Here is a 26,527-nt window from a genome sequence, read left to right on the forward strand (position 1 = left end):
AATGCTAACTTTAAAATCCCTAAAATATCATCCAGTATTTTTAATGATTGTCGTGGCAACGATAGTCTTATTTACCGCCAGCAGCGCGCGGCACGCTTTGTTTCAGTCAACTGCATTCGACTTAGCAATTTTTGACCAAGCAATTTATTTAATCTCCCAAAATCAAACGCCATTTTCCTCTTTAATGGCAATAAATATTTGGGGCGATCACGCGGCTTTTATTTTCTATCCACTAGCTTTACTTTACAAAATATATCCAGATGTTCACTGGCTTTTATTAGTGCAAGCTGTTTCCCTAGCTTTAGGTGCTTGGCCGAGTTGGAGTTTGGCACGTCAAGCCGGATTAAATAATAGCATATCTTGGGCGATCGCCTGTATTTACCTGCTGTATCCATTAATATTCAATGTCAATCTCTTCGACTTCCACCCAGAAGTAATTGCTTTACCAGCACTGCTAGCAGCAATCTTAGCCGCGAGGCTGAATAAAACCTTGTGGTTTTGTGCTGCTATTGTATTAGTTTTGAGCTGCAAAGCCGTGCTATCTTTAACTGTGGCTGCGATGGGTTTGTGGCTGTTGTGTTTTGACAAAAAACGCAATTGTGGGCTCATAGCTTTATTTCTAGGCGCGGGTTGGTTCCTGGTAGCTACTCAGGCAGTTATACCGTATTTTAATCAGGGAAGAGAACACGCGGGAATCGGGCGATATCAATATTTGGGAAACTCGGTTTTTGAAATTGCTATTAATTTAATAGTGAAACCAAATCTAGTTTTAGAGCGTTTGTTTTCTTTAGAGACTTTTGAATATTTAGCGTTATTGCTATTACCAGTAATTTGGTGGCTGTCCCCGCGTCATCTGTCATCTTTAATTAGTGCGGTGCCGATGTTGGCGATGAATATTCTTTCCGATATCCCCGCTCAGCGGGATTTAATTCATCAATATTCTGTGCCGATATTGCCGTTTTTGTTGGTAGCCGTAATTTCCAGTTTAGCATATAGCAATCAGCAAAAGGGAAAGACAATATTTGATAGATTGCCACTTCCTAACTATCCATTGCCTAGAGTCATTGTAATTTGGTCGTTGATTGCCTTCTTAGCTTTAGCGAAATACGGGTATTTTTGGACTATTTATTTAAATGGGATCGACACTTTGCCAGCTACCAAAGAGGCAATTTCTCTTGTTGAAACCAAAGGCAGTGTTTTAACAACTGCTCAGATTGCTCCGCACTTAGCGCACCGCCCTGTAGTAAAATTAACTCACGCTGACGCGCCGCCTGCAAATCTCGCAGAATTTGATTATGTATTGCTGAACCTCAGATATCCGGGCTGGATGAGCGATCGAGAATTTGTTAAAAACCTAGTAACTAAACTCAAAAATACCCCTCAATTTCAACTAAAATATCAGCGAGACGACATATACCTATTTACTAAGAGTCATTAGTCAGCAGTCATCAGTCATTAGTCAGTAGTCAGTAGTCATCATTCAACAGTCAACAGTCAACAGTCAACAGTCAACACTCAACAAGTTTAACTGGTTCCCAGGCTCTGCCTGGGAATCGATGTCTAGAGGCTCTGCCTCGCTGGCGGAGGAAAATTGGAGGCAGAGCCTCCGGATGTGTGTTACCAGGCAGAGCCTGGGAACCAGTAACAGTCAACAAATTCGCGCTAATCCTCCACTTTCAAAGCCCTTCTTGCCAACTTCACGTAAGTTTTCACAGTTTCATAAGGCATTTCCAAATCAGCAGCAATATCAAACAAAGATTCCCCCAATTCCCGGCGCGCCAAAATCGTCGCCCAAGTTTCAGCAATCTCAGCAGCGCGACTTCCACCTGTACGCTTTCTGTGCGCCATAAACTTCTGTGTCAATTCATCTATTCGCGCCGCCAATACGCTTTGTATCGACACTTCAGGTAGCGCTTCTGCCAACCATTGTGCGCGCGTTTGTCCCAATCCAAAAGTTGTTTTGTGGCCAGTGCCGCAATAAGGCGCTAACCGCCCCAAAGCATAAAATAATTGTACAAAATCAGGGCGATTGTGAGCCGATCGCCCTAGCCCAAATTCCACAGCCCCAGTGAATCCCGTTACCATGCCTTTTTTGCCCGCCGCTACCTTTTGCGACTCCAATTTGTGGCGGCTAATAATTGCATTTTCATCAATCCAATTCAAAAATTCTGCTTGGTCAAAATTTACCCCCGAAAAGTTATTCCAGCGGCGCAGATAACTGTGAAAAACATTTTCGGGAACTGGCAAAGGGAAGTGATGGCCTTTGCTGCGAAAGCTTGTAGGAGTCACAAAACTAAGTTTGATGGTTGGCGAAAATGGAGGTTCTGCTGTTAATAATTGCTGGTAAGTTGTGGGAGCAAAAGCAATATCCCAAGAGCGAATTAGCAGCGGAGCATTTCGCAAATCTATCTCTTCGGGCAAATTTTGCAGCCACTGACTCAGCCACTGCACTATTGGCTTTGAAAGTCCTGTTACGTACCAGCGATAAATTCGATCGCCCAAAAGCTGAAATTCTTTGCCGCCCGGGAGCAAATCACCTTCCAATCCCGAAATAGTAAAGGCTTTTTCTGACTGTTCATCGTGCAAAAGTTTCGATAAATCCGGGTCAGTTTCCTGTACTTGACCTAAAAACCAAGCGTGCAAACCTATAGCATACTGCGCGTACAGATAGCTAGCAGCGCCGGGAGTCAATTCAAACACTAATCCGACTAACTCGGTGTCAGCCGGCCAAATCAACCCAGACGGAAGAGATTTTCGATCGCGGGTGCGGGTGCGGTTCGGGGAAGTTGCCATCAGATGCCACTAACGGGGACAGGGCTGTGCTATCTTATCCGATTTTTATCCCCTTTGGGGGATGATTGTTGAGGTCGATCGATCGCCCAAATCTTTTGGCTGCTTCAAAAACCGGGTCTGCCACCAGTTTCCCGCACCCTCCGGGATAGACACAAACCCCTAAAAAACCAACCCCGTAAAACTCAATCTTTGTCAAGGTTTTCCTCCTTGTAAGTAAACAGAAATATACAAGTGTTTAAAATCACATACTGCGCTACAATTGTTAAAAGCTCGTAGCATCCTCAACTCCGATCCTAAACTATGAACACAACAGAAAAATCTAAACTCTCCAACGAAAAAACTTTGGAGGCGATGAAGAATTTCTCCGAAACCTACGCCAAGCGCACGGGAACTTACTTTTGTTCCGAGCCTTCCGTCACTGCTGTCGTGATAGAAGGACTAGCAAAACACAAGGATGAACTAGGTGCTCCCTTATGCCCTTGTCGCCATTACGAAGATAAAGAAGCCGAAGTAAAAGCCGCCTACTGGAACTGTCCCTGCATTCCCATGCGCGAGCGCAAAGAGTGTCACTGTATGTTATTTCTGACGCCAGATAACGATTTCGCGGGAACTACTCAGGAAATAGGAATGGATCAGATTCAAGCTGTCAGAGATACTATGTAATCGGTTAAGTAGGCGGTCGTGAAATGGCAGTAGTTTTGAAAACAGGTCGTTATTTTTCCTATTTTCAAGACTTAGCTATCTAAAAAAAATCGATCGCCGCCTACTCAAACACACATCCGCAATCGAAAATCCCCAATCTCCAATCGAATGACAGAGGAAATCCCGCTCGACTTTTGGCAAGGTATCGAACAGTTTAACAGCCAAGAATTTTACGCTTGTCACGATACTTTAGAGGCTTTGTGGATGGAAGCCGACGAGCCGGAAAAAAGGTTTTATCAGGGAATATTGCAAATTGCGGTCGCGCTTTATCACTTAGGAAATCACAACTGGCGCGGTGCAGTAATCTTGCTGGGAGAAGGAATAAGTCGGCTCAGTTATTATCAGCCGAGTTATGCTGGAATTGCTGTTGAAGACTTGCTCGGACAAAGTGCTAAACTTTTGAGCGCTTTGCAACAAGCTGGCCCGGAAGAAGTAGCTAAATTTCAACAGTTGTTCGCAGGTACAGAAGTTGCAGGCTTGCAATTGCCGCGAATTATAGCAGAAGCAAGAAGCCAGAAGCAATAAAAACTGATGTTTGAGCAATTAATAACGTCCTAATCGTCTTGGCCCTTGCTATACTGCGCGATGATCGCCAATTTTAAGTAAATGCTTGTAGTCTGAGGTGCAGCACACCTTGCCTCACACTTAGGGGGCGGGCTATCGTGCTGGGCTACCCAGAGAATTTATGTGTCGCTTCACAGGCTTTTGTGCCTGTTTCTGAGTAAGACAGTTGCAGCCACTCAGCAAAATAGCCAATTAAATTCGCTGTTGTCTTGCTAGGATAATTGGTTGAGACTCTCGGGTCAATCGATCGACCTCAGAAGAATCTTTCTGGCCGTTAAGATAAAATACCTAACTGGAGATAATGCCCTTCAGCAATTTCACAAATATTGAGGCTCCAAGCTTATGATGCCCTCCGCTAAACTACTCAATTCCAGAATATTCAAAGGATTATCGCTGCTGTTGCCCCTGACTCTGGCAGGCGCGATTGCCTCTCCCACTTACCCGCAAGCCGGGCCGCCCCGCACTCTCAGTGTGCGATCGGACATTCAAGAAGCCGACTCCAAAACCGGCATCGTGACAGCCCGCGGCAACGTCCAAATTAACTATCCAGCCCGCCAAATACAAGCAACTGCGGCTCAAGCTCAATATTTCAGCCGCGAGCGCCGGATCATTCTCAGCGGAGATGTTTACGTATTGCAGCAGGGCAACAGCCTGCGCGGCGAAACCATAACATACCTCATCGACGAAGGGCGGTTTATTGCCCTGCCAGACAACCCAGGACAGGTAGAATCTGTTTATCTGGTTGCCCCGGAACAAGATGCAGCAGCACAAAATGCAGTGGGCTCCCCACGTCCAACTACAGCCCCCCGGTAACAGTGGCTCGCAGCAGCGAAATTTCGCCTCAGCCAAAACATACTACTTGGGATAGATGCGAAATTTCGTCTTTATAAAAGTCACCAACTTGAAAAGGTAAACTTTAAATTAGAGAGTCGATCGCACAAAGCCGCAGTCTGAAATTTAGCTTGTAGAGGTTGCCGGGAGCGAAAATGAAAATTGTACTCGAAAATATTCACAAATCCTACGGAAAACGCAATGTAGTCAGTCGCGTCAACCTTTCGGTAGCCCAAGGAGAAATCGTAGGACTGCTAGGCCCCAACGGTGCCGGCAAAACAACAACATTTTACATAGCAACCGGATTAGAAAAACCAAATCAAGGCACCGTTTGGCTAAACGATTTAGACATCACTAAATTGGCGATGCACCAGCGAGCGCATTTGGGAATTGGCTATCTCGCTCAAGAAGCAAGCATTTTCCGAAACATGAGCGTGCGCGACAACATTTTGTTAGTCCTAGAACAAACTCAAGTGCCGCGCTGGGAATGGCGCGATCGAGTCGATTTCCTATTGCAAGAATTTCGCTTAGAAAAAATAGCATCTAGTTTGGGAATTCAAATATCGGGGGGAGAAAGGCGACGGACTGAACTGGCGAGAGCATTAGCAGCAGGGCGAGACGGGCCCATGTTCCTATTTTTAGACGAACCGTTTGCAGGCGTCGATCCAATCGCCGTAGACGAAATTCAAACTATTATTGCTAAATTGCGCGATCGTAAAATCGGCATCCTCATCACGGATCACAACGTCCGAGAAACCCTCGAAATTACCGATCGAGCATACATCATGCGAGACGGCCAAATTTTAGCCTCCGGGGCTGAAGAAGAACTCTACAGCAATCCTTTAGTGCGTCAGTATTACTTGGGTGACAACTTCGTGCGATAGTCTTTTGAAGGCATTCGACAAACGGCCGAATTTTAGATTTTAGATTGAGGAGCAATCTGCGATAACGCGCCACTATGAAAATAGCAATATCCAATTCTTTGAATCCCATCAACTGGCTGCCGAGAATTTCAGTAATGGACTGGTACATTACCAAAGAACTAATCGGGCCATTTCTCTTTGGCGTCGGACTCTTTACATCCGTCGCCGTCACAGTTGGAGCCTTATTTGAATTAGTCCGCAGAGTCACAGAATCCGGGCTCCCATACAGCGCCGCCATAGAGATTTTTCTGTTGCAAATTCCCTACTTCGTAGTATTGGCTTTCCCCATGTCAATGCTGCTAGCAACCTTAATGGCCTACAGCCGAATGTCCAGCGACAGCGAACTCATCGCCCTCCGCAGTTGCGGAGTTAGCGTTTACCGATTGATACTGCCTGCTGTGATAATGAGTTTAATTGTTGCAGGCTTCACCTTTGCTTTGCAAGAGTTAGTCGTACCCGCCGCCAGCTACAGAGCTACTCTGACTTTAGACAGAGCCCTGAAGCGAGAAAAACCGACATTTCAAGATAGAAATATTATCTACACAGAATTTCGCAAACCCGAAAAAGGCGGCGACGAAATCCTGGCCCGTTTTTTTTATGCAGAACAATTTGACGGCCAGCGAATGAAAGGTTTAACAATTATCGATCGCTCCACCCCAGGCCTCAATCAAATCGTTTCTTCAGAATCTGCTACTTGGAATCCCTCAGAAAATACCTGGGATTTTTTCAACGGAACCGCTTATATAGTAGCTCCTGATGGCTCTTACCGCAATATAGTTAGGTTTCAACACCAGCAATTGCAACTCCCCCGCACGCCCTTAGATTTAGCGGCTAGAGCCCGGGATTTCAAGGAAATGAACATTGCCCAAGCTTTAGAGCGTTTGAATATCATTAAAAACAGTGGCGACGAACCGCAAATTCGCAAATTAAAGGTGCGAATTCAAGAAAAATATGCTTTTCCTTTCGTGTGTATGGTATTTGGTTTAGTGGGAGCAGCTTTGGGAACTCAACCGCGCCGCTCCGGTCGAGGAACGAGTTTTGGTATTAGCGTAGTTGTGATTTTTACTTACTACGTATTTTCTTTCATCACCAGTTCTATGGGCGTGAAAGCTGTTTTGACTCCGATTCTGTCGGCTTGGCTGCCGATCGTTTTTGGCTTGGGAATCGGGGGATTGTTGTTGGTGCGGGCCGCCGCTAGGTAAGTTTTACCGCTAACATTGGGAATGGGTTTTGGAACTTGTACTGCCCTTCCACTACGCTGAGGCTCAGCGACATTGAAGACCATGAACCGCCTAGCCTAAGTATTGGGAATTGATAATAATATCGTTTTCGTTGCCCAACTTCCTTCATTTAAGGATTAGCAAAAGTATTGATTTCGCCGCCGCCAATGTAGCGTCCCGGAGCCAGGGAGCGGGGTGTAGCAAAAGTTTGAGGTTGAATGGGCTGCACGCCCTGATTTGTGTTTTGGGGAACAACTCCAAAGTTAGGCTGCTCCGGCAAATTAAGCTGACTCGGTGGAGGTGTTTGAAATTGAGAATTCGCTGCATTGGGAGAGAATTGAGGGCTAATTATCTTGCTTCCCCCAATCTCACTTGGAAACGGAGATACACCGACATTTGGAAGTAGAGGTGTTGGCGAAGGTATGGCTACTGGAAGTGCCACAGGTTGAACTTCAGGTGCGAAGCCTGAGCCAGATAAATTAGTTTGGTAGGGATTTTTCGGCAAAGCCACCGTTGCAGCCCCTGCATTAATTTCGGGAAGGCTCGGTACTCGGGAAGTTAACCCCGCCAATGATTCAGGGACTGTAGCTGTTGGTTTTAACAATTCTTGAGATTCCTTGCTCACAGTATTTGTCGGAGCCACAAGTGGGGGAAGTGCTATGGGAACATTCACAGGATTTGCTCCACTTTGAGCTGTAGCGGTCGTTGGGAGCAAATTTGTCGCATTTCCTGCAGCCGGATCGGAAGCCGGTCGATCGAGCAATGTAGCCGAGTCGGCAGTTTTCTCAGCCGAAGCCGCCGTTGCCGAAGTGTTAGCAACGACGTATTTTTTCATCGCTGCTTGCAGCGGACTCAAAGGCAGAGAATTTTCGTTTTGTTTATCTGAATTAGCCTCACTCGACGCCTGCGATAAAGTTGCTGTCGCTGTACCCCGAGACTCAGGCTTGATCGTTTTTATCCCGGAAGTCAGTCTCCCACTGCCAGATAAACTCAACGCTGATGTTGCGTTTGAACTTGGCAAGCTGGAATTTTGGGGGTTATTGTTTCCGGCCTCGACAGCAGGATTTGCTAAATTTGGCAAGGGGAAAAATCCGCTGCTTCCTACCCGCTTGGGGGCTGAAGATGCCTCCGGATTTTCTAAGCCCCGATCTCGAAGTTCCTCGAATAAACCTTTGCTTTTTACTACTGATGAATTTAACAAGTTCACCTCAGAAGCAGTAGAGCCATTAAACTGATTGACTAGCACTGGTGAACTGTCGATTTCAGCCGCAATGGCGGTATCTTCAGCAGATAGCCCCGATAGTGAAGCTGGAGTTTTTGAGGCTGGTTCTTCTTCGCCATCTATGCTCAACCTTTCTGGATTTACAGAGACCTCCCAGATAAATAACCCCCCTGCACAGAGCACGGCTAGGGGAGCCCAAACCGCCGGTTGGGTCCAGTGGCGCAACCGCGCTATTAGATAGCGGACAGATGTAGGAAATCGCTTAATAATTGACATAGTTTTGCTTCCATCCGAGCGTGCGGATTTAAAACTATTTTTCCTAGTCTACCACATCAATCTTGATTATTTTTGCTATGCCGGGGTAAGTGCGATCGGGAGCATCTCGGTTTGGCTTTTACTGTCGGTGTGCGATCGTCCGGCTCGCTATATTTATAGACTTTGCTGTGCGGGACGGATCGGACTCCCAAAAAACGCTTTTTACTTTCTGCAGAGATGCTCCGAGTACGATCAAACTTTTGATTGAAAGTTGTGAAAGCTCAATGCAACAGGTGAAAATCCCTAAAGCACTGGTAGAAATATGTCTTGCTTTCCTTAAATCAAGGGCCATAAGATGATAAAATGTTATGGGATGCGGTGCCAGACCTGCCGGGTCTGTCAGCCGCTCAGCCTCAAACCAAAATGTCACACCAAAATGTCAAGGTAAAATTGGCAATTGCCCAGAACAACACCCAAGGAAAGTTGAGAGGAAATTAATGAAAAAAGTAGTTGAAGTATTAGCAAATAGGGAACAACTAATAGATCGATCGCTGGAGATTGTGCTGTCGAAAATCTCAGAAGCCATAGCAGAACGCGGACTTTGTACGATGGCCGTAGCGGGCGGAAGCACACCCGAACCGCTCTACAGAGCGATAGCAGCCCAAGACCTGCCTTGGGACAAAATTCACGTTTTCTGGGGGGACGAACGCTACGTTTCCCCAGAACACCCAGACAGCAATCAAAAAATGGCGCGCCTCGCGTGGCTCGATCAAGTGAATATCCCCGCCAGCAACATCCACCCCATGCCCACAGGCGCCGGCGACCCCGCAGCCGATGCGGAGGCGCACCAAACCGAAATACAGCAGTTCTTCAAAGTATCCGAGAGCGAGTTTCCTGCCTTCGACATCATTTTATTGGGCATAGGAGACGACGCCCACACAGCCTCTCTATTTCCTGGCACAGCAGCCTTGGAAGTCCGCGACGCCCTCGTAACTGTCGGCAACAAAGATGGTCAACCCCGCATTACCTTTACAGTCCCCTTAATCAACCGGGCCCGGTGCGTCATCTTCATGGTCGCAGGAGCCAGCAAACAAACCGCCCTAGCTCAAATTTTTGCCCCCGCAGCCGACGAAATGACCTATCCAGCCAGACTCGTTCAACCAGAAGGCGAACTTTGGTGGCTGCTCGATGCGGCGGCTGGCGAAGCAGTGAAATAGCCGACAGAGCCGCAAGCGTGCTAACACAGTCAGCATTATCACTAACTCAATCTTGCCCATCACAGCTAACGTCACGGCGTCAGCTCAGTTGCTAGTATTAGCGAAGCAATATAAGAATTGTGGCGGTTAAAGTTAAAATTTGACCATATACACGAGTATTTTTATGAGGCTGATTTGAAAATCTGGCCGATAGCAAGGAGAAATCGATGATTGTCTGTCCCAATTGCAATCACCAGAACCCCGACGGGGCCAGCCAGTGTGAGGCTTGCTACACGCCTTTACCTGTTACCGCAAGTTGCTCGAACTGCGGTGCAGCAGTTCAGACAGACGCAGCATTTTGCGGTCAGTGTGGCTTTAACTTGCGTCCGGGTTCCATAGTTCCAGAAGTTGAGGTAACAGTACCGTCCCCCTCGCCTGTAGGCCCGACAGTGGTATCGTCACCGGCGCCGGATTTAGTGGCACCCGATCCCCTGATGGCAATGGAACCTCTAGTTACCCTGAATAAAGGTCTCAACTTGGAAAAAACTCCCGCCAGCATTCCGACGATTCCAGATCCCCCGCCTTCGCCCTCGGTTGCTGTTACAACTGAATCGGTGGCAACACCAGTAAATATCTCTCCTCCGGTTCCGGGTCCACAGCCAGCAGGTGTAGCTAAAACTCAACTGCAACAGCAGTCGGCGCGCCTGCTACACGTTCAGACAAATACGCCGATGGAATTGCCTCACAGTCTGTCTGTGGTTCACATAGGCAAGCCAAATGACTTAGTACCGCCGGATATTGATGTTTCGGGATTTGCTAATTCTGAGATAGTTTCTCGGGTACACGCAAATCTCCGGGTGGAGGGAGATGCTTGCTACCTAGAAGATGTAGGCAGTTCCAACGGCACTTACGTCAACAATACTCCGCTACCCAAGGGAAACCGCCACCGGTTGCGACCGGGAGACCGCATCTCTCTGGGCAAAGGAGACCTGGTTACGTTTTTATTTCAAATCTCTTAGAGCGAGTTTGGATTGGGCGATCGAAAGTCTAAAATCTAAAATCGCATCTTGAGGCGCTCTACCAAAACTCAATGCTGCCAATGTGATTAAGCTGACCTTGCTACATCCACTCCAGTCTATACCCGTCCGCAGTTGGATCTTTGAAGACGAGCAGGTCGTCCGGATCGGGCGCTCGACCGAAAACCACGTCGTTCTTTTTAGCGCTGTGGTTTCTCGTCGCCACATCGAATTGCGGCGCAGCGGCATAACTTGGGAACTGATCAATTTAGGTACCAACGGCACTTACCTCGATGGTAAGCCGATCGCTAAGGTTCCCATTGTGGACGGTCTGATCGTTCACTTGGCTCGCTCAGGTCCGAAAATTCAAATCAACGTAGGCCCGAATCAGTCCTCAGTCCAGTTAGGACAAATTAGCGTCAAGCCAAGGGAGGCGAAGGAAATTCACGCTCCCTCGGGCGGCGTGCACATTAGCACGATTCCTGTTCCCGACCAAAAAGAAGTTGGCACTTCCAGGGAAGAGGAGGAGTTAACCCAGGCAGATAATACTCGCCATTATTCGGAAGAAGAATATTAAATCGGCTTCTTTGGACGATCAACATTTTTCACTCGGCGGCACTCAGGAGTTTATTTATGAGTACATCACCACAGATTGTTAGGCGCAGCGAACTGCTCAACCGCCGCACGATCGACCGCAGAACGGCGGAAGAGGTCGGCAGGGTAGATCGGGTTTGGCTCGATGCTCACTCCCAGCGGGCGATCGGCTTTACTTGCAAGTCGGGACTTTTGGGCAGCAAAAAAACTTGGTTCGCTTGGGCGCAAGTTGATACGGTGGGGGAAAATGTTTTTGTCACCATTAACCCGGAACTGCCGGAATTGCATCAGCCAGAACAAGCTGTTTGTCCGATCGGGCTTGAGGTGCTCACGGACGCTGGGAATCAGGCAGGTGCAGTGGTTGACTACCTATTTGATGTCCGCACGGGTTCAGTCACCCACTACCTATTTAAATCCAGCGGCTGGCGCGGTGTTTTAGACGACATTTACTTGTTACCTGTGGCAGCTATTTCGACTATCGGCAGCAAGCGGGCGATCGTCTCTGAAGTTGCTGTATCGGAGCCAGTGCAGTACGCTGAGGGACTGCACAAAAAAGTCGGTCTGGTAGCCGAGTTTTTACATGAAGATTTTGACAGAACTCTCAAAAATGTGGCAGGTGTGAAGCGAGGCGCTCAAAGTCTGGCGGAAAAATTCCAAGATAAAGCTCTCGAAGTCAGGGATGTAGCTCAAGAAAAAGTTGCAGAGTTGAAGCGGCAAAGGCAAGAATCTGTCCCGCCAGAGCCGAACCCGGAGCCGCCCGAGTCAGATTTGAGCTGAAGTTTGGCCTTCCCGCTCGCCCTGCGACTAATTGCCGCTCACATTTTGGGGCCGCGCGCGCGAGGAAGGTCGATCGGTATTTTCGCTATGAGAGATTGAGGCGTTGTCGCTCAAAATTCCAGTGCTGCTCAAAGCATTGTATTTTAAAGGTATCGCATCAATAAGGAAAATGTTAGCAAATCAAAAAGACCTATGCTGTTCGAGACAACCAACAAGTATTTTATCTAGAAACCCCAGGATTAATAATTGGTTAACTTCTTTCTTTATAAACAGCGAGTCGTTAAGTAGTGACTGTCGGCCGATCGAGAACTTACATCAGCGGTGCAACCAGCACGGGTCTGAGTTAAATTCTCTCGTTCATCAGCGGAAAAAGGATTATTTAGCCGATCGAATTGAGCGGCTCACCCATCGGCACAATCGCTCCCTCACAGACCAAATTAATCAAGCGGTTAAAACCGCTGTCCATCACTGGGAAGTTCACCTGATTAATAACATCGTGTTTGGTTGTTACCGAGAACAGCAAAAATTTGCGCCTGCGCCAAAAGCTAACCATCAAAAATTTGTTCAAATGCCTCAAGCAGCCAAAAGTTCGATTTTTAGGGCAGATATAGGGAATAGTGGCGAACTGACGACGCCTTTTAAAATCAAATTTTTTGCAGTTTTTTCCCAAAAAATCTCTCTAGAAGTATCCCCGTTTCTGTCTGGCGGTGGAGTGTCAAAACATCCGTGATTACCTTAACTCTGTTACATCCTATCCAATCTGTCCCAGTTCAAAGTTGGTGTTTTGAATCCGAACCGGTGGTTCGGATCGGTCGATCGAACGACAATGATGTAATTATTTACAGCGCTGTAGTTTCCCGCCACCACGTAGAGCTGTGGAATCACGCCCATGGCTGGGAAATTATTAATTTTGGTGCTAACGGCACTTATGTAGATGATAGACCGATCGCTCAGGTGTCAGTTTTGGACGGGATGACAATTCGCTTGGGCAATTCCGGGCCAAAAATCAGGCTTCGGGTGGGCGCAACGAATCAACCGGGCAAAATAATCAAGCCACCGCAGCGCGAACTCCGCCAAAAGGACGAAGTTTCCAAAGACCGATCCACTGCTTGGCCAGGGGGCGTGGGAATAATCGAAGACGATGAACTTGGAGGGCTGACTCAAATCGATCTTGATTGACCGGCAGCTATCTATCTATCCCTGCTGGCTAGTTCCCACAAAGCGACCGATGCCCAATTCGAGCATCTAACGAATATTGTGGTAAGTGGCCTGATTTGTGCCTAAATATCCCTATACATTAATTAACAGCTTCTCTAGTAGGATTTCACCCTTCTAAAGATAAGATTGGGGGGAGATCGATCGATATTAGCTCACTTTCGCTGCTTGCCCAGCGGCGGTAATCTAAGAGCAACTGGTGCATCAACCGCTGTTTGACGCTCAGCAGTACGCTCTTGAGCAAAGCATTCCCCGTTGCTTCTAAAATGGGTTTGGGCGTCAGCCAAAACGGCGGCGGTAATTCTACTTGCACTTCCAAATCCGCTTTTCCCTTTAAGTATGCAACCCCGCTGCTTTGGTGTACACAAAGCTTTCCTTTGAGATTGAGAGCAAAGCGATCGTTTATATAACCCACGCCACGAATTTCGCAGGCGACGGACTCCAAATTGATTGTGCCATCCGAGTCAGCCCACACCCTCATGTCTACTGTGGGTTGAATGCTCAGCATCATAAATTGTAACGGTCGCATTTTTAGGCGGAAACAGTCATCGTTTAGCTGTTCTGTGCGACTTTGATCGACAAGGGCATTCACAAGTCGCCGCGGCTGGCGCAGATAATGTTGAATGGGAACCCGTTCCTCTGGTACGGCGATCTCAACGGATTGGGAAGAATTAAAGCGGATATACATGAGAAAATATCAAAATATAGGATTCCTAAGCATATCTTAATAAACTATCACCTTTTTTAAGGTGACATAAGTCGCACTAACTCGCGAACCTAGCAATGTCATCCGAGAAATCACTGATAAAAGCTTTCGAGACATCGCTAATTTTTCATCATACTTCCTAGCTGATGAGAGTAAAGCAAACATTTGTAACCTAAAATTGCCTCTACATGAAAATTTCGTTAGTGAAGCCCTCGAAGAGGATCGCACATCTCGGCCCTGTTGGTACAAATGCAGAAACAGCGGCTCTAGCTTATGTCAATTGGTTGAGCCAAGAAACTAACTTGGAATGCACCCTGTGTCCTTATTCCACCATTTCTCAAGCGATCGAGGCATCTGCCGTAGGGCAGGTTGACTATTCAGTTGTGCCCGTCGAAAATTCGATCGAAGGCAGCGTGACTGTCACCTTAGATACACTGTGGCGACTCGATCAACTCCGCATTCAACACGCCTTAGTTTTGCCCATTTCCCACGCGCTGGTGTCTAATGCTAAAAATTTTAACGAGATTCAAAAAGTTTACTCTCACCCGCAAGCGCTAGCTCAGTGTCAGATATGGTTGGGGCAGTTTATTCCCTCAGCTCAATTAATTCCGGCGAATTCTACCACGGAAGCATTGCAATATCTGGAAGATAGAAATGTAGCAGCGATATCTTCGCCAAGAGCTGCTGAACTTTACCATTTGCCAGTGTTAGCTCAACCCATTAATGATTATCCCGATAATTACACTCGATTTTGGGTACTCAGCAGGAGTTTTGGAGAAATCGCCAACGTAGAACCAGGGGAGCGCTCATCCACTAAATCCATTACACAATCTGCTTCTAATTTGATCCTCGATGCTTCACCGTCTAATTGCACCCATACCTCACTAGCTTTTAGCGTACCTGCCAATATGCCGGGAGCGCTGGTAAAACCTTTGCAAGTATTTGCCAGTCGCGGTATTAATTTAAGTCGGATTGAATCTAGACCGACTAAACGATCGCTCGGAGAATATATTTTCTTTATGGACTTTGAGGCTAACGCCTGCCAACCATTTGTTCGCTCAGCACTGGAAGAGTTAAAAAATCACACAGAAACTTTAAAAATCTTTGGTTGCTACAATGTACTGTCAGTTATTTAATTTTTTTTTTAAATCACACAGAAACTTTAAAAATCTTTGGTTGCTACTAAATGTACTGTCAGTATTGTATAATTTTTTATTAAGTAAAACTTAGGAGGCTGGCGAGATGAATGCTGATGAACTTCTCAAGCGATATGCAGCCGGAGAAAGAAATTTTTCCGCAGCTAATTTGATAGGCGCTTCCCTCTCCGAAGCTTTCCTAAGTCATATTTGCCTCGCCTGGGCTAACTTGAAAGACATAAACCTAGCTTCGGCAGACCTGAGTTGGGCTAACTTAATTGATGCAAACCTCGATAGTGCTTGTCTGCTGCTGGCAGACCTAAATGGGGCTGATTTGAGCCGAGCAAATCTAACTCGTGCGAAATTAACAGGGGCTGACCTGATTCAAGCAAAGTTAGCACACGCAAACTTGGGGGACACTAAAATGATCGGTGTCAACTTGAGCGGGGCAAACCTGTATAGGGCAAACCTCATGGAAGCCAACTTAATCGAAGCTTGCTTGGACGAAGCCGACCTCGAAAAAGCCAATCTAAGCGAGGTAAAACTGCGGGGGGCGAGCTTGAGAAAAGCCAACTTGACAGGCGCATTTTTGTGTGAAAGTAACCTTGAGGGGGCCGACTTGAGCGGTGCTAATTTGAGCGGTGCTAATTTGAGCGGGGCATTTTTATGCGGTGCTAATCTGCAGGGAGCTAAGCTAGATGAGGCAATTTTAAGTGGGGCAATACGGTTTTGTGTCAGACAAGTCTGATATCAGGCAATGTATAACCGCAGAATCCGACAACTAAGGACTAAAAAATATACTATTGACTTGGCTGAAAGTGAAGTCTATTTGCTGCTGTACCTTAGCAAAATGAAGCTGCATCTTGAGGATCTCTTTCTTGGAATTAGCTTGAGCAATCTTACTTTCCAAAGCCAGCAAATTGCGGTTAAGATTTTCTACTCGCACAGTTTGGTAGTCTAAGTCAATTTTTAGTTCTGCTGCCTGATCGAATTGAACCTGCTTGCGAACCACGGCGAGGCGGACTGAATTTTCATCCTGTGTCTGAAGAGCTAGCAAAGCTCGCTGCTGCCACTGGTTGGCTTGAGATTCAGCTTGATTGTACAGCCACTGAATCCGCAGTTGGGCGGAAATCGCGGTGCCAACAGCCTGACGCAGTTCTTTGAGAGGTTCCTGAATTTCTAAGATTAATAGTTCCCAAAGATTCATCAGTTCGCTGGTAAATTCTTCCCGTTCTATAGAGGCTACCAGTGCTTCTAATAGCAACAAATTTGGTTCCATCTGCTGCGTAATTGTCTCAAATATTAACTGTGCTTCGGACATTTGCCGATCGTAATTTTTTTCTGAGACTGCACCCGATGAGTGCTTTAATATTTTTTCCGTGCTGTCTACCTCAGCTTCTGAATCTGAACTTGAAGCTACAAAGGCCTGTAATTTTTCGCGCGCGATCGAATTCAGCCTTTGTCGAAGCAAATCGCAGGCCGCCCGCTGCACTGGCCCTGTTTCGCTTTGACAAATCTTGATGACTATTTTTAAGCCAGCATCGCCGTAATTCAATGTCTCTCTCAGGGCGGCAATTCGATGTTCGTTGACAGAACTAGACAGCCGATGTTTAACTCCTGCTAGTCCGCCAAGCACTACACCGCCCACAGGAGGTGGCAGTTGACCGCCTCTAACTGCATCGTATGGTTTCGGTTGGTCGTGATTGTCTAACACAAGCATTTACTGCTATAAGGAACCTGTCCGAACCTGTTTGAAGTTAAGAATTAAACAGATACCAGTTCCAAAAAAGAATGGAACTGTAGGCCATCTCCAAACCCTTAGTTCAATAACTCATTCCCAATCGAAAATCGAAAATCGAATGATTTGTGGGTAATTATTTCTTCAATGCAGGTCAAACCGATCGTGCTTTTTCCTAGGCCTATTGGCTACTTGAGGGTATCTTTAAGTACAGTCCTCGCTGCCAAGTGATTGCGAGTAGAAGTCAAAATTTCGGTTTCGCGTTCCAATCTCGCAGCAGTATCTTGCAATTCTAAAAGAGTTTGCTGTTCGGTCGCTGCGCCGTAAAGGTAGCTGGCCACCCAGTAGGACAATTCGGTGGGCAAACTGGGAATGTCTTCCGGCAGGTCGATCGGCTGATCCATCAATTTACTGGAGAGGCGAACTACATCTCTCAGCAGTTGTTCGACATCTTTTCCCAAAGGTCTGAGGTCTTTTTGCGGCGGTTCGTCTTCAATCCATTCTACTAGACCGACTAAATAGGGTTTTTCCCGAACTGCGTCGAGCACTCGGAACCGCTGCTGGCCGAGAGTCATAATTTTCATGCGATCGTCGGGCAGGCGCTGACAGTGAATCACTTCGGCGCAACAGCCAACGGCAGAGACTTTGTTTTGGTTGGGGTCCCACATGAGTACACCGAAACGCCGATCGCCCTCCAGAATCGTATTCATCATGATTCGATAGCGAAACTCGAAGATTTGCAGTGGGAGTGGCCTACCTGGAAATAGAACCACTTCCGGCAACGGAAATAAGGGGAGTTCGCGAACTGCTACAGAGGAAGAGGATGCCATTGTCGCTCAAAAGTGACGGTACTTGCGCTTATTTTTCTTACTTTAACTGATTCAAGGCAATTCCGGGGCAGGAGCGATCGGGCTTTTTCGCTCGTAACGGGAGCGACGGCTCGCTATCTCCGGTGCTGGCAGCTTGACAAAGGCGTTATTTCGTCAAAATGTTAAATATACCTTCTTGCTAAACTAAGTGCTCCCGAAGGCGATAATAGCGACTGCTAAAGGAGTGTTTTTGTAGTGAGCGCGCCTTAATTAAGAATAATTATTTAAGTTCGTGCTGAAGCAGAAATTATTGCTGATTATTAACTAATAACTAATACCTACTAACTATTGACTAAGAAAATTTCAACAAAAAGAAGGAACAATTTATTTAATCTTTGTTCCTCCTTTCCGAGTTTTCGATAAGTTAATCTACAGCTTGACTTCGATATCTACGCCGGCTGGCAAATCCAGTTTCATCAAAGCGTCAATTGTTTTGGCCGATGGCTGGTGAATGTCGATAATCCGGCGGTGCGTGCGGGTTTCAAAGTGTTCGCGAGAATCTTTGTCTACGTGGGGCGATCGCAGCAAGCAGTAAATCCGCCGTTTTGTCGGTAGGGGAATCGGGCCTATCGCTGTGGCTGCTGTCCGATTTGCTGTATCTACAATCTTTTCGCAGGATGCGTCTAGAATCCGGCGATCGAAAGCTTTGAGGCGAATGCGAATTTTTTGCTGTTGAATTGTTGCCATTTTTGTTTCTTGAATTTTCTAGGTTCAGTTTTTTGTTTGTTGTCTGTTTGCAGTTGTTTTGGGGCTAACTGCTAACTGCATAACCATGAGTAATAACTAATCACTAAATAGCAGAAAAGCCTGATTTAATTTGGTGGCTTTTCTGCTATTTAAGATGTTATCGGAGTCCTACTTGAGGATTTTGGAAACAACGCCGGCGCCGACGGTGCGGCCGCCTTCGCGGATAGCGAAACGCATTCCTTGTTCGATCGCGATCGGGTGAATCAACTCAACAGTCATTTTGATCCGGTCACCGGGCATCACCATTTCTGCTTCCGTACCGTCATCAGCGGTGAACTGTGCGATCGTGCCGGTCACGTCAGTGGTACGGACGTAGAATTGAGGGCGATATCCAGAGAAAAAGGGCGTGTGCCGACCGCCTTCTTCCTTCTTGAGGATGTAAACTTCAGATTCAAACTGAGTGTGAGGCATGATACTTTTCGGCTTGGCAATCACCATTCCGCGTTCAATATCCGCCTTTAAAATCCCCCGCAGCAGTAGACCCACGTTGTCGCCTGCAATGCCTTCCTCTAGAGACTTGGTGAACATTTCCACACCAGTCACCGTAGTGCTGCGAGTGTCCTTAAGACCCACCAATTCGACTGTTTCGCCGACTTTGATGGTTCCGCGTTCGATCCGGCCAGTGGCAACAGTACCCCGACCAGTAATCGAGAATACGTCTTCAACTGCCATCAAGAATGGCTTATCCACTTCGCGTTCTGGGGTGGGGATGTAAGCATCTACTTCTTCCATCAGCTTGTAAATTTTGTCAACCCACTCATTTTCGCCCTTGACAGTCTTGGGATTAGCAAGCATTGCTTCGAGAGCTTTCAATCCCGAACCTGTGACGATGGGGATGTCATCGCCAGGAAAATCGTAAGAGCTCAAAAGTTCGCGAACTTCCAGTTCTACCAATTCCAACAGTTCAGCATCATCCACCATGTCTTCTTTGTTCAAGAAGACAACCAGGCTGGGAACGCCAACTTGCTTAGCTAGCAGGATGTGTTCGCGAGTTTGAGGCATGGGGCCGTCTGCCGCTGACACTACTAGGATGCCGCCGTCCATTTGAGCTGCACCGGTGATCATGTTTTTCACATAGTCAGCGTGTCCGGGGCAATCTACGTGGGCATAGTGCCGACCTGTGGTTTCGTATTCCACGTGAGCAGTATTAATCGTAATACCCCGTGCTTTTTCTTCTGGCGCAGCGTCGATGTCGGCGTAGTTCTTAGCCTTTGCTTGACCTAGTGCAGAGAGAGTCATCGTAATCGCGGCGGTCAAAGTTGTTTTGCCGTGGTCAACGTGACCGATCGTACCGATGTTTACGTGGGGTTTATTCCGTTCAAATTTTGCGCGTGCCATTCTCGATCTGTTCCTTGTTTTTTTTAGCGATTTTAGACTTGAGATTTTAGATTTTAGATTTTGGATTCAATCCAAAATCCAAAATCTAAAATCCAAAATCATTAGTTCCCTTTGTTCTTAGCGATAATGGCTTCAGCCACATTTCGCGGCACTTCTTCGTAATGGCTGAATTCCATTGTGAAGATGCCTCGACCTTGGGTTTTCGAGCGGATGTCGGTGGCGTAACCAAACATTTCTGCTAGTGGAACTTTTACAGAAACTTTGGCTATCCCCTGATCTGTCTCTTGACCTTCGATCTGACCCCGACGCGAGTTGAGGTCTCCGATGACGTTCCCGATGTAATCTTCGGGAACTTCAACCTCTACTTTCATCATAGGCTCTAGCAGCACTGGCGACGCCTTCATCACGGCTTCTTTGATCGCCATTGAACCGGCGATCTTAAATGCCATTTCTGAGGAGTCTACATCGTGGAAAGACCCGTCTACCATAGTAGCTTTGAGGTCAATCACGGGATATCCTGCTACAATACCTGATTCGCACGCTTCTTTCATCCCTTGTTCTGCTGGGCCGATGTACTCTTTGGGTACAGTGCCACCAACAATTTTGGAGACAAATTCAAAGCCACTTCCGACTTCGGTGGGTTCTAGTTCGATCACGACGTGACCGTACTGACCTTTACCGCCGCTTTGGCGGATAAATTTACCTTCGGCGCGGACGGATTTGCGAATGGTTTCGCGGTAGGCTACTTGTGGCTGACCCACGTTCGCTTCTACTTTGAATTCCCGCAGCATTCTGTCAACCAGGATTTCCAGGTGCAGTTCGCCCATACCGGCGATGACTGTCTGGTTGGTTTCAGGGTCAACGTTGACTCGGAAGGTGGGGTCTTCTTCCGAGAGCGACTGGAGGGCTTTGGAGAGCTTCTCCATGTCTTGTTTGGTTTTGGGTTCGACAGCCACCGATATGACTGGCTCTGGAATAAACAGAGATTCCAGAATCACGGGCGCTCCTTCTTCGCAGAGGGTGTCGCCGGTGAAGGTGTCTTTCAAACCCAAGGCTGCTCCCAAGTCTCCGGCACGCAGTTCCTCAACTTCTATCCGATCGTCCGCTTTTAGTACAATTAGGCGAGAAACCCGCTCTTTTTTGTCTTTGGTGGAGTTCAGGACGTAGGTTCCTTTTTTGAGGATACCGGAGTAGACGCGAACAAAGGTCAGGCGGCCGTAGGGGTCAGCCATGATTTTGAATGCCAGAGCTGACAGCGGGGCGTTGTCGTCGGCAAACCGCTCTGCGGTGTCGCCGTTGGGCAGGAGTCCTTGAATTGGAGGAACTTCCAAGGGCGAGGGCAGATAGTCGATGACTGCATCCAACAACAACTGAACGCCTTTGTTTTTGAATGCCGAACCGCACAACATGGGGACGATCGTACCTTCGACAGTGCCGTGACGCAGGGCCAAGCGGATTTCGTCTTCCGTTAACTCTTCGCCTTCGAGGTATTTCTCCGTCAGGGCGTCGCTGGTTTCTGCTACCGACTCGATCAGCTTGGTGCGGTATTCTACGGCTAGATCCTTTACTTCATCGGGGATTTCTACTTCCTCGATGTCGGTTCCCGTGTCGTTGTTGTAGATATAGGCTTTCATTTGCACTAAGTCTACAATTCCCCGGAAGTTTTCTTCACTGCCGATCGGGATTTGGATGGGTACGGCGTTCGCTCTCATTCGATCGCGAATTTGGCCGTAGACTTTGTAGAAGTTTGCGCCCATCCGATCCATTTTATTGACGAACACGATCCTCGGTACTTTGTACCGATCAGCCTGTCGCCACACTGTTTCGGATTGCGGCTGCACTCCCCCTACCGAGCAGAACACTGCGATCACTCCGTCGAGCACTCGCATCGAGCGTTCGACTTCGATCGTGAAGTCTACGTGTCCGGGAGTGTCGATGATGTTGATTTTGTAATCTTTCCAACTGGTGGTGATAGCAGCGGCAGTAATCGTAATTCCCCGCTCCCGCTCTTGCTCCATCCAGTCAGTGACTGCTGTTCCCTCGTGCACTTCACCCATTTTGTGAACCATGCCTGAATAGAACAGAATTCTTTCAGTTGTTGTTGTTTTGCCCGCGTCGATGTGGGCTGCGATGCCGATGTTGCGAGTTTTTTCTAGCGGGACGGTACGTGCCACAGCTACCTCCTTAATCTTGTGTTGCTGTTATAATACTATTATACTACACAGTAACCCTATTTTGCACTCCCCAGCGACTTACAAAAGTCTCTGGAGCTTATTGTTACATTTTAATATTTTTTGCAAGATTTGTTTACAAAAATATTAAGGATGCGACATGGAGGATTCAGAGAGTGCGTGAATTTTGAGTGCGTGAATTTTGATTTGGGGAGTTTTGAGTTTGCTTCACGAATCGCAACTGCGCCAAGAGAAGCAATCTCAACACTCAAAACTTACACTTTCCAATTTCTCACCCGATGCTTTTATACCGCATGATCGCGCTCTTCTCCCTGCCCGATGTTGCAGTTAGTAGCGGTAGTGAGCAAAAGCCTTGTTAGCTTCAGCCATGCGGTGAGTTTCTTCGCGCTTGCGAATAGCACTCCCTGTTTCATTAGCTGCATCCATCAATTCGTTGGCTAGCTTGGCTGCCATCGAGCGGCCGGTGCGGGCGCGGGCAAATCTGATCAGCCAGCGGAGGGCGAGGGTGGTACCGCGATCGGAACGCACTTCCATCGGCACTTGGTAGGTGGCACCACCTACCCGGCGGGCTTTGACTTCTACCAGGGGTGTCGCGTTTTTGACGGCTTTTTCAAACAAGTCTAACGGTTCAGCCCCTGTGCGTTCTTGGATGGTTTTGAGGGCGTCGTAGACGATGCTGGAGGCAACGGATTTTTTGCCGTGCTGCATGATCCGTCTCACCATCATGCTTACCAACCGGCTGTTGTAGGTTGGATCTGGTGGAACTGGACGTTTTTGAATAACTGTGCGGCGAGACATAGTTCTATTTGGGATTTTTGATTTTGAATGATTGAGTTTGGGGTTTTGGGATCACATCTCGATCTATGACGATCGAGCGTGCAATTGATCGGCGCGATCAGATTTTTTTTTCTTCCCAACCCCGACGATCGGGCGAGTTCCGTGTTATTTTTTCTCTTTAGGACGCTTGGCCCCGTATTTGGAACGACCCTGCTTGCGGTCTTTCACCCCAGCGGTGTCTAATGTACCCCGAATGATGTGGTATCTAACTCCGGGCAAATCTTTTACCCGACCGCCCCGGATCATTACTACCGAGTGTTCTTGCAAGTTGTGACCGATCCCTGGGATGTAGGCGGTGACTTCAAAACCAGAGGTCAGCCGTACCCGAGCCACCTTCCGCAGCGCCGAGTTGGGTTTTTTCGGGGTGGTCGTGTACACTCTGGTGCAAACTCCGCGGCGCTGGGGGCAACTCTTGAGAGCTGGCGATTTGGTTTTTTTCTGCGTTTGTTCCCGTGCTGAACGGATGAGTTGCTGAATAGTGGGCATGAGTTACGGCATTTCTAGCTTTTTGCTGAATATAGTGATTTGGCTGTATCCGCACTGAAAGTCCCTTCCCCTCTGGGGGGACGGGATGAATGAAAATAATTATGGGTAAGTGAGGATACCAGACTCTATATTGTACACGACGCGAGTTTCTTTGGCAAGAAATTTGCGCGACCCGCGATCGAACTTCCTTCCTTGCTGCAAGTTGGGAGGGGGCGAGCGCAACGGGAGAATGGTATGTGACATCCTATAATTTAGGTGCAACTATGATGATTTTCACAGCCGTCAGCAAAATTTATGACGATCGCAATATCGCGCTTTTTCGCTCAAATTACCATTGTGAGGAGAGGCGCATTAACTCCAGCCTGCGATCGCATCACAGTCTATAGCCGATCTACATCACATAAAGTTATCTAAAATTGCCGGACAATAAGAAATATACATTGAGTTGACGGCAGATGACAACCAAAGCTTATATTCCTGAATATAAAATTTCCGAACTTTACTTGAACATTTGGAAATCCGGTAAGATCGATCGGACGGTGTTCCAGCAAATTCAATACGCAATTAATTCTCACAGTTTAAAAAGTTCAGACGATCGAAAAATTCTCAGCAGGCTGCTGTATGCAGTACGGCGGGGATGGGTGTCAGTGACGGACTGAGTTGCTTGGGAGTTTTGAGTCAGGGCGCGAGATTGCTTCGTGACTCCCCCGGCGTAGCAGCCTCAATGAGTTTTCAGATTTCCACCCACTTGCCACCCACAGAGCACAACGCACAGGGGGTGCATGAGTTGTGAACTAAAATCTCATCCATAATATTAGAGGACTCCCCAATAGATGCACCGCTGTTAAAAGGAAATATTAAGGTAAAAGGACACGGTATGTTTAATTCTACAGAACTGCTGATCGAGGCTTTCATCGAACAACTTCAGAACGGGTACAGCCGCACTTACGGAGGCTACAAATCAGACTATGCTGACATTATTGCCTGGGTGGGCGCAATGGCGTTAGAAAACATCGCCAACAGCGACGCTCTTTATCACAATGTAGAACACGCCATTTGCATTAGCTTAGTCGGTCAAGAAATATTGCGGGGAAAACACATTCGCAAGGGCGGAGTTTCCTGCGAAGATTGGCTGCACTTCATCATTTCTTTGCTGTGCCAAGACATCGGATATGTCAAAGGAGTTTGCCGGCAAGACCAAGAATCAGAAGGATTGTATGCTACGGGAAAAGATGGCATGAGAATTGCACTTGCTCCCGGTGCAACGGCGGCTAGCCTAGCTCCTTACCGAGTTGACAGAGCTAAATTGTTCATTGACGAGCGCTTCGGCAACCACAAGCTAATTAATGCGGAGATAATTAAGCAGAACATAGAACAGACTCGTTTCTCGGTGCTGGACGGTAACACTGACGAGGATGCAGTTAATTACTCTAGTTTAGTTCGCGGTGCTGACTTGATAGGTCAGCTCAGCAACCCGCAATATTTGCAGAAAATTGGCGCGCTGTTTTACGAGTTGGAAGAAAGCGGTGCTACTAAACTTTTGGGCTACCGACATCCGGGCGACTTGCTGCAAAGCTACTCAAAGTTTTACTGGAGCGGCATTTATCCTCACATCAGTGAATCTCTCGGTTACTTGCAGTTAACCCAGGAAGGCAAACAGATTGTTGCTAGTTTGTACGCTAACATATTTCGGATGGAACACCAACGTTGCGATTCTGAGGTTGCTTGATTGCAAAAGTAAATTCAGAAGTCAGCAGTCAGTTGTCAGTTGTCATTGGTTATTTTTAGGTGCTAATAACTAACTGCTCATAACGAATAAAAAAGCACAAACTACCAATTACCACCAATTACCAATTACCGAAGTTTATTTCATTCAACTCAACTAATTTCCTCCTTCATTTGCGAATGATACCTGGGACACAACCAATTGCTGGGTACCAAAGAAGGCCATCCCTCCCGTAGTGCTTCCAAACAAACCGCTCGCACCGTTAACTGACAGTCCAGCAGTTCTACCCCAGCTTTTTCAACTTGCTTTTTGCCAATTTTTAAAATGGATTCATCGCTAAATTCAAAGGTTTTGTGACACTGAATGCAAACCAGATGGTGGTGGTGGTGCAATTCGGGAAAATTCAGTTCGTAATGTTTGTGTCCTTCTGCTAATTCTAGTTCACGCAAAATTCCTATCCTTGCTAATAAATGCAGCGTTCGGTAGACCGTAGACAAGCCAATTCGTTCCCCTTTATTCTGCAAAATGCTGTATAATTCTTCCGCACTTAAATGATTGCCTTGCGGTAGATTTTGAAAGACACTCAAAATAGTTTCTCGCTGGGGAGTCAGGCGGCAGCCTCTTTGGTTGAGTTCGACTTTGAGTGAGTTAGCACTGTATAAATTCATGCTGGGGGGGTAACAAGCAGCCTGAAACCCATACTTTGTAAGGATTGAGCCAATCCGCTGCTCAAAAAAGATAGGCAGCATAATTGTTACAAGCTTGCCTATCTCAAAAATAATGATACCAACATTCTACCTCATTCATTTAAAAAAACAACTAAGTTCAGCTCAATTTAAACTGATTGAAATCTTGCTACCCTTGATACAATCAGAAAAACAAGTGAGATTAGAACGGCTATCCCGGGTATTTCCCTATCCAATTACAACAGAAAGTCGGCGTAGAAAACTACAAAGGTTTCTCGATTTGCCTCACTTAACTATTTCACTAATTTGGTTCCCATTAATTACTTATTGGTTGATTACTTATTGTCGTGTTGGTCAAACTTTATCAATCGCAATCGACCGCAGTCAATGGGGGCGCATTAATCTCTTTATGGTTAGCCTGATTTGGGAGCGAAGAGCAATTCCATTATACTGGTCACTGTTGCCAAAATTGGGAAACAGTAACTTTGAGTCACAAACAACCAATTTACAGCCTATTTTACCATTATTTTCTGAATATAAAGTCATTGTTTTAGGAGACCGTGAATTTTGTTCTGTCGATTTGGCAAACTGGCTGAGGGAAAAGGGTGTATCTTTTTGTTTAAGACTGAAAAAGAATCACTGTATCGAAACGGAAGATTTAGTTTGGCAACGGCTAGATGAATCAGGGTAAGCTCATCTAATTTAGTATAAATTGTACTTGACAAAAAGACAAATATAAAAAATGTGGTATTTACGTA

The 26,527-nt window shown here is 46.9% G+C and carries 30 protein-coding genes; 17 read left to right on the forward strand and 13 right to left on the reverse strand.

Annotated elements, in window-relative coordinates:
- Position 1 precedes the first annotated feature (1 nt).
- A complete protein-coding gene (locus QUA04_RS12955; protein WP_333257655.1) occupies positions 2-1,438 on the forward strand; it encodes a DUF2079 domain-containing protein in 1,437 nt (478 codons plus the stop codon).
- Between the two features lie 224 nt (positions 1,439-1,662).
- Here the strand turns inward: QUA04_RS12955 and cas6 are convergent, their stop codons facing one another.
- Together cas6 and QUA04_RS12965 are read right to left on the reverse strand one after the other, a co-directional pair.
- Positions 1,663-2,793, reverse strand: a complete 1,131-nt coding sequence (gene cas6 / locus QUA04_RS12960; RefSeq protein WP_333257658.1) for a CRISPR-associated endoribonuclease Cas6 — start codon at positions 2,791-2,793, stop codon at positions 1,663-1,665.
- A gap of 34 nt (positions 2,794-2,827) precedes the next feature.
- A complete protein-coding gene (locus tag QUA04_RS12965) occupies positions 2,828-2,989 on the reverse strand; it encodes a hypothetical protein (RefSeq protein ID WP_333257660.1) in 162 nt (53 codons plus the stop codon).
- A 104-nt stretch (positions 2,990-3,093) separates the two neighbouring features.
- Here QUA04_RS12965 and QUA04_RS12970 point away from each other — a divergent pair, with 104 nt between their 5' ends.
- The 5 genes from QUA04_RS12970 to QUA04_RS12990 all read left to right on the forward strand — a co-directional run bounded on the left by QUA04_RS12970 (position 3,094) and on the right by QUA04_RS12990 (position 7,015).
- Positions 3,094-3,456 carry a ferredoxin thioredoxin reductase catalytic beta subunit gene (locus QUA04_RS12970; RefSeq protein ID WP_333068224.1) on the forward strand — a complete coding sequence of 121 codons (363 nt, stop codon included), beginning with the start codon at positions 3,094-3,096 and terminating at the stop codon, positions 3,454-3,456.
- 147 nt (positions 3,457-3,603) lie between these two features.
- Positions 3,604-4,020, forward strand: a complete 417-nt coding sequence (locus QUA04_RS12975) for a DUF309 domain-containing protein (RefSeq protein ID WP_333257663.1) — start codon at positions 3,604-3,606, stop codon at positions 4,018-4,020.
- A gap of 381 nt (positions 4,021-4,401) precedes the next feature.
- Entirely contained in the window at positions 4,402-4,872 is a 471-nt protein-coding gene (locus tag QUA04_RS12980) for an LptA/OstA family protein (protein WP_172186331.1), read from the forward strand.
- A gap of 173 nt (positions 4,873-5,045) precedes the next feature.
- Positions 5,046-5,774: an LPS export ABC transporter ATP-binding protein gene (gene lptB, locus QUA04_RS12985; RefSeq protein WP_333124735.1), complete on the forward strand. Its 729-nt coding sequence runs from the start codon at positions 5,046-5,048 to the stop codon at positions 5,772-5,774.
- A 74-nt stretch (positions 5,775-5,848) separates the two neighbouring features.
- Positions 5,849-7,015 carry an LptF/LptG family permease gene (locus QUA04_RS12990; protein WP_333257666.1) on the forward strand — a complete coding sequence of 389 codons (1,167 nt, stop codon included), beginning with the start codon at positions 5,849-5,851 and terminating at the stop codon, positions 7,013-7,015.
- Between the two features lie 148 nt (positions 7,016-7,163).
- On the opposite strand, the gene QUA04_RS12995 is transcribed toward QUA04_RS12990, so the two are convergent.
- Positions 7,164-8,531, reverse strand: a complete 1,368-nt coding sequence (locus QUA04_RS12995; protein ID WP_333257668.1) for a hypothetical protein — start codon at positions 8,529-8,531, stop codon at positions 7,164-7,166.
- A gap of 476 nt (positions 8,532-9,007) precedes the next feature.
- Here QUA04_RS12995 and pgl point away from each other — a divergent pair, with 476 nt between their 5' ends.
- The 6 genes from pgl to QUA04_RS13025 all read left to right on the forward strand — a co-directional run bounded on the left by pgl (position 9,008) and on the right by QUA04_RS13025 (position 13,272).
- Positions 9,008-9,727 carry a 6-phosphogluconolactonase gene (pgl, locus tag QUA04_RS13000; RefSeq protein WP_333257671.1) on the forward strand — a complete coding sequence of 240 codons (720 nt, stop codon included), beginning with the start codon at positions 9,008-9,010 and terminating at the stop codon, positions 9,725-9,727.
- Between the two features lie 206 nt (positions 9,728-9,933).
- Positions 9,934-10,725, forward strand: a complete 792-nt coding sequence (locus QUA04_RS13005) for an FHA domain-containing protein (RefSeq protein ID WP_333257674.1) — start codon at positions 9,934-9,936, stop codon at positions 10,723-10,725.
- 97 nt (positions 10,726-10,822) lie between these two features.
- Complete coding sequence (locus QUA04_RS13010; protein ID WP_445242320.1) at positions 10,823-11,299, forward strand: FHA domain-containing protein; 477 nt, start codon at positions 10,823-10,825, stop codon at positions 11,297-11,299.
- A gap of 56 nt (positions 11,300-11,355) precedes the next feature.
- Positions 11,356-12,093, forward strand: coding sequence for a PRC-barrel domain-containing protein (locus QUA04_RS13015; protein WP_333257681.1), 738 nt, complete (start codon positions 11,356-11,358; stop codon positions 12,091-12,093).
- Between the two features lie 169 nt (positions 12,094-12,262).
- On the forward strand, positions 12,263-12,823 hold the full coding sequence (locus QUA04_RS13020; RefSeq protein WP_333257684.1) for a hypothetical protein: 561 nt from the start codon (positions 12,263-12,265) through the stop codon (positions 12,821-12,823).
- Positions 12,820-13,272 carry an FHA domain-containing protein gene (locus QUA04_RS13025; protein ID WP_333257686.1) on the forward strand — a complete coding sequence of 151 codons (453 nt, stop codon included), beginning with the start codon at positions 12,820-12,822 and terminating at the stop codon, positions 13,270-13,272. Before QUA04_RS13020 ends, QUA04_RS13025 begins: the two co-directional genes overlap by 4 nt.
- A gap of 145 nt (positions 13,273-13,417) precedes the next feature.
- Here the strand turns inward: QUA04_RS13025 and QUA04_RS13030 are convergent, their stop codons facing one another.
- Complete coding sequence (locus tag QUA04_RS13030) at positions 13,418-13,996, reverse strand: DUF1997 domain-containing protein (protein WP_333257690.1); 579 nt, start codon at positions 13,994-13,996, stop codon at positions 13,418-13,420.
- A gap of 206 nt (positions 13,997-14,202) precedes the next feature.
- Here QUA04_RS13030 and pheA point away from each other — a divergent pair, with 206 nt between their 5' ends.
- Complete coding sequence (gene pheA / locus QUA04_RS13035) at positions 14,203-15,150, forward strand: prephenate dehydratase (protein WP_333257693.1); 948 nt, start codon at positions 14,203-14,205, stop codon at positions 15,148-15,150.
- A 106-nt stretch (positions 15,151-15,256) separates the two neighbouring features.
- Positions 15,257-15,898, forward strand: a complete 642-nt coding sequence (locus QUA04_RS13040; protein WP_333257696.1) for a pentapeptide repeat-containing protein — start codon at positions 15,257-15,259, stop codon at positions 15,896-15,898.
- Between the two features lie 33 nt (positions 15,899-15,931).
- Here QUA04_RS13040 and QUA04_RS13045 read toward each other — a convergent pair whose 3' ends face one another.
- The 8 genes from QUA04_RS13045 to QUA04_RS13080 form a co-directional block, all read right to left on the reverse strand.
- Entirely contained in the window at positions 15,932-16,870 is a 939-nt protein-coding gene (locus QUA04_RS13045; RefSeq protein WP_333257699.1) for a PspA/IM30 family protein, read from the reverse strand.
- A gap of 206 nt (positions 16,871-17,076) precedes the next feature.
- Positions 17,077-17,718, reverse strand: coding sequence for an LON peptidase substrate-binding domain-containing protein (locus QUA04_RS13050; RefSeq protein ID WP_006632192.1), 642 nt, complete (start codon positions 17,716-17,718; stop codon positions 17,077-17,079).
- Positions 17,719-18,126: 408 nt separating this feature from the next.
- Positions 18,127-18,444 carry a 30S ribosomal protein S10 gene (rpsJ, locus tag QUA04_RS13055; protein ID WP_006632193.1) on the reverse strand — a complete coding sequence of 106 codons (318 nt, stop codon included), beginning with the start codon at positions 18,442-18,444 and terminating at the stop codon, positions 18,127-18,129.
- Positions 18,445-18,612: 168 nt separating this feature from the next.
- Complete coding sequence (tuf, locus tag QUA04_RS13060; RefSeq protein ID WP_333257703.1) at positions 18,613-19,842, reverse strand: elongation factor Tu; 1,230 nt, start codon at positions 19,840-19,842, stop codon at positions 18,613-18,615.
- A gap of 101 nt (positions 19,843-19,943) precedes the next feature.
- Entirely contained in the window at positions 19,944-22,016 is a 2,073-nt protein-coding gene (fusA, locus tag QUA04_RS13065) for an elongation factor G (RefSeq protein WP_333081253.1), read from the reverse strand.
- Positions 22,017-22,361: 345 nt separating this feature from the next.
- Positions 22,362-22,832, reverse strand: coding sequence for a 30S ribosomal protein S7 (gene rpsG / locus QUA04_RS13070; RefSeq protein WP_006632196.1), 471 nt, complete (start codon positions 22,830-22,832; stop codon positions 22,362-22,364).
- A 144-nt stretch (positions 22,833-22,976) separates the two neighbouring features.
- A complete protein-coding gene (rpsL, locus tag QUA04_RS13075) occupies positions 22,977-23,357 on the reverse strand; it encodes a 30S ribosomal protein S12 (protein ID WP_006632197.1) in 381 nt (126 codons plus the stop codon).
- Positions 23,358-23,456: 99 nt separating this feature from the next.
- Positions 23,457-23,600, reverse strand: coding sequence for a hypothetical protein (locus tag QUA04_RS13080; RefSeq protein WP_333257706.1), 144 nt, complete (start codon positions 23,598-23,600; stop codon positions 23,457-23,459).
- Between the two features lie 212 nt (positions 23,601-23,812).
- Here QUA04_RS13080 and QUA04_RS13085 point away from each other — a divergent pair, with 212 nt between their 5' ends.
- Both QUA04_RS13085 and QUA04_RS13090 read left to right on the forward strand, forming a co-directional pair.
- Positions 23,813-24,016 (forward strand): hypothetical protein, encoded by a 204-nt coding sequence (locus tag QUA04_RS13085; protein ID WP_333257708.1) that lies wholly within the window; start codon positions 23,813-23,815, stop codon positions 24,014-24,016.
- Positions 24,017-24,234: 218 nt separating this feature from the next.
- On the forward strand, positions 24,235-25,086 hold the full coding sequence (locus QUA04_RS13090; RefSeq protein WP_333044556.1) for an Npun_R2479 family HD domain-containing metalloprotein: 852 nt from the start codon (positions 24,235-24,237) through the stop codon (positions 25,084-25,086).
- A 149-nt stretch (positions 25,087-25,235) separates the two neighbouring features.
- Here the strand turns inward: QUA04_RS13090 and QUA04_RS13095 are convergent, their stop codons facing one another.
- Positions 25,236-25,751: a transcriptional repressor gene (locus QUA04_RS13095; RefSeq protein WP_333257717.1), complete on the reverse strand. Its 516-nt coding sequence runs from the start codon at positions 25,749-25,751 to the stop codon at positions 25,236-25,238.
- A gap of 112 nt (positions 25,752-25,863) precedes the next feature.
- On the opposite strand from QUA04_RS13095, the gene QUA04_RS13100 reads away from it, so the two are divergent.
- The gene (locus QUA04_RS13100; RefSeq protein ID WP_333257709.1) at positions 25,864-26,460 is read left to right on the forward strand and encodes a transposase; all 597 of its coding nucleotides are present in this window, start codon (positions 25,864-25,866) and stop codon (positions 26,458-26,460) included.
- Positions 26,461-26,527: the final 67 nt, after the last annotated feature.

The sequence above is a fragment of the Microcoleus sp. S13_C5 genome, assembly GCF_036700845.1.
Lineage (GTDB): Bacteria > Cyanobacteriota > Cyanobacteriia > Cyanobacteriales > Microcoleaceae > Microcoleus.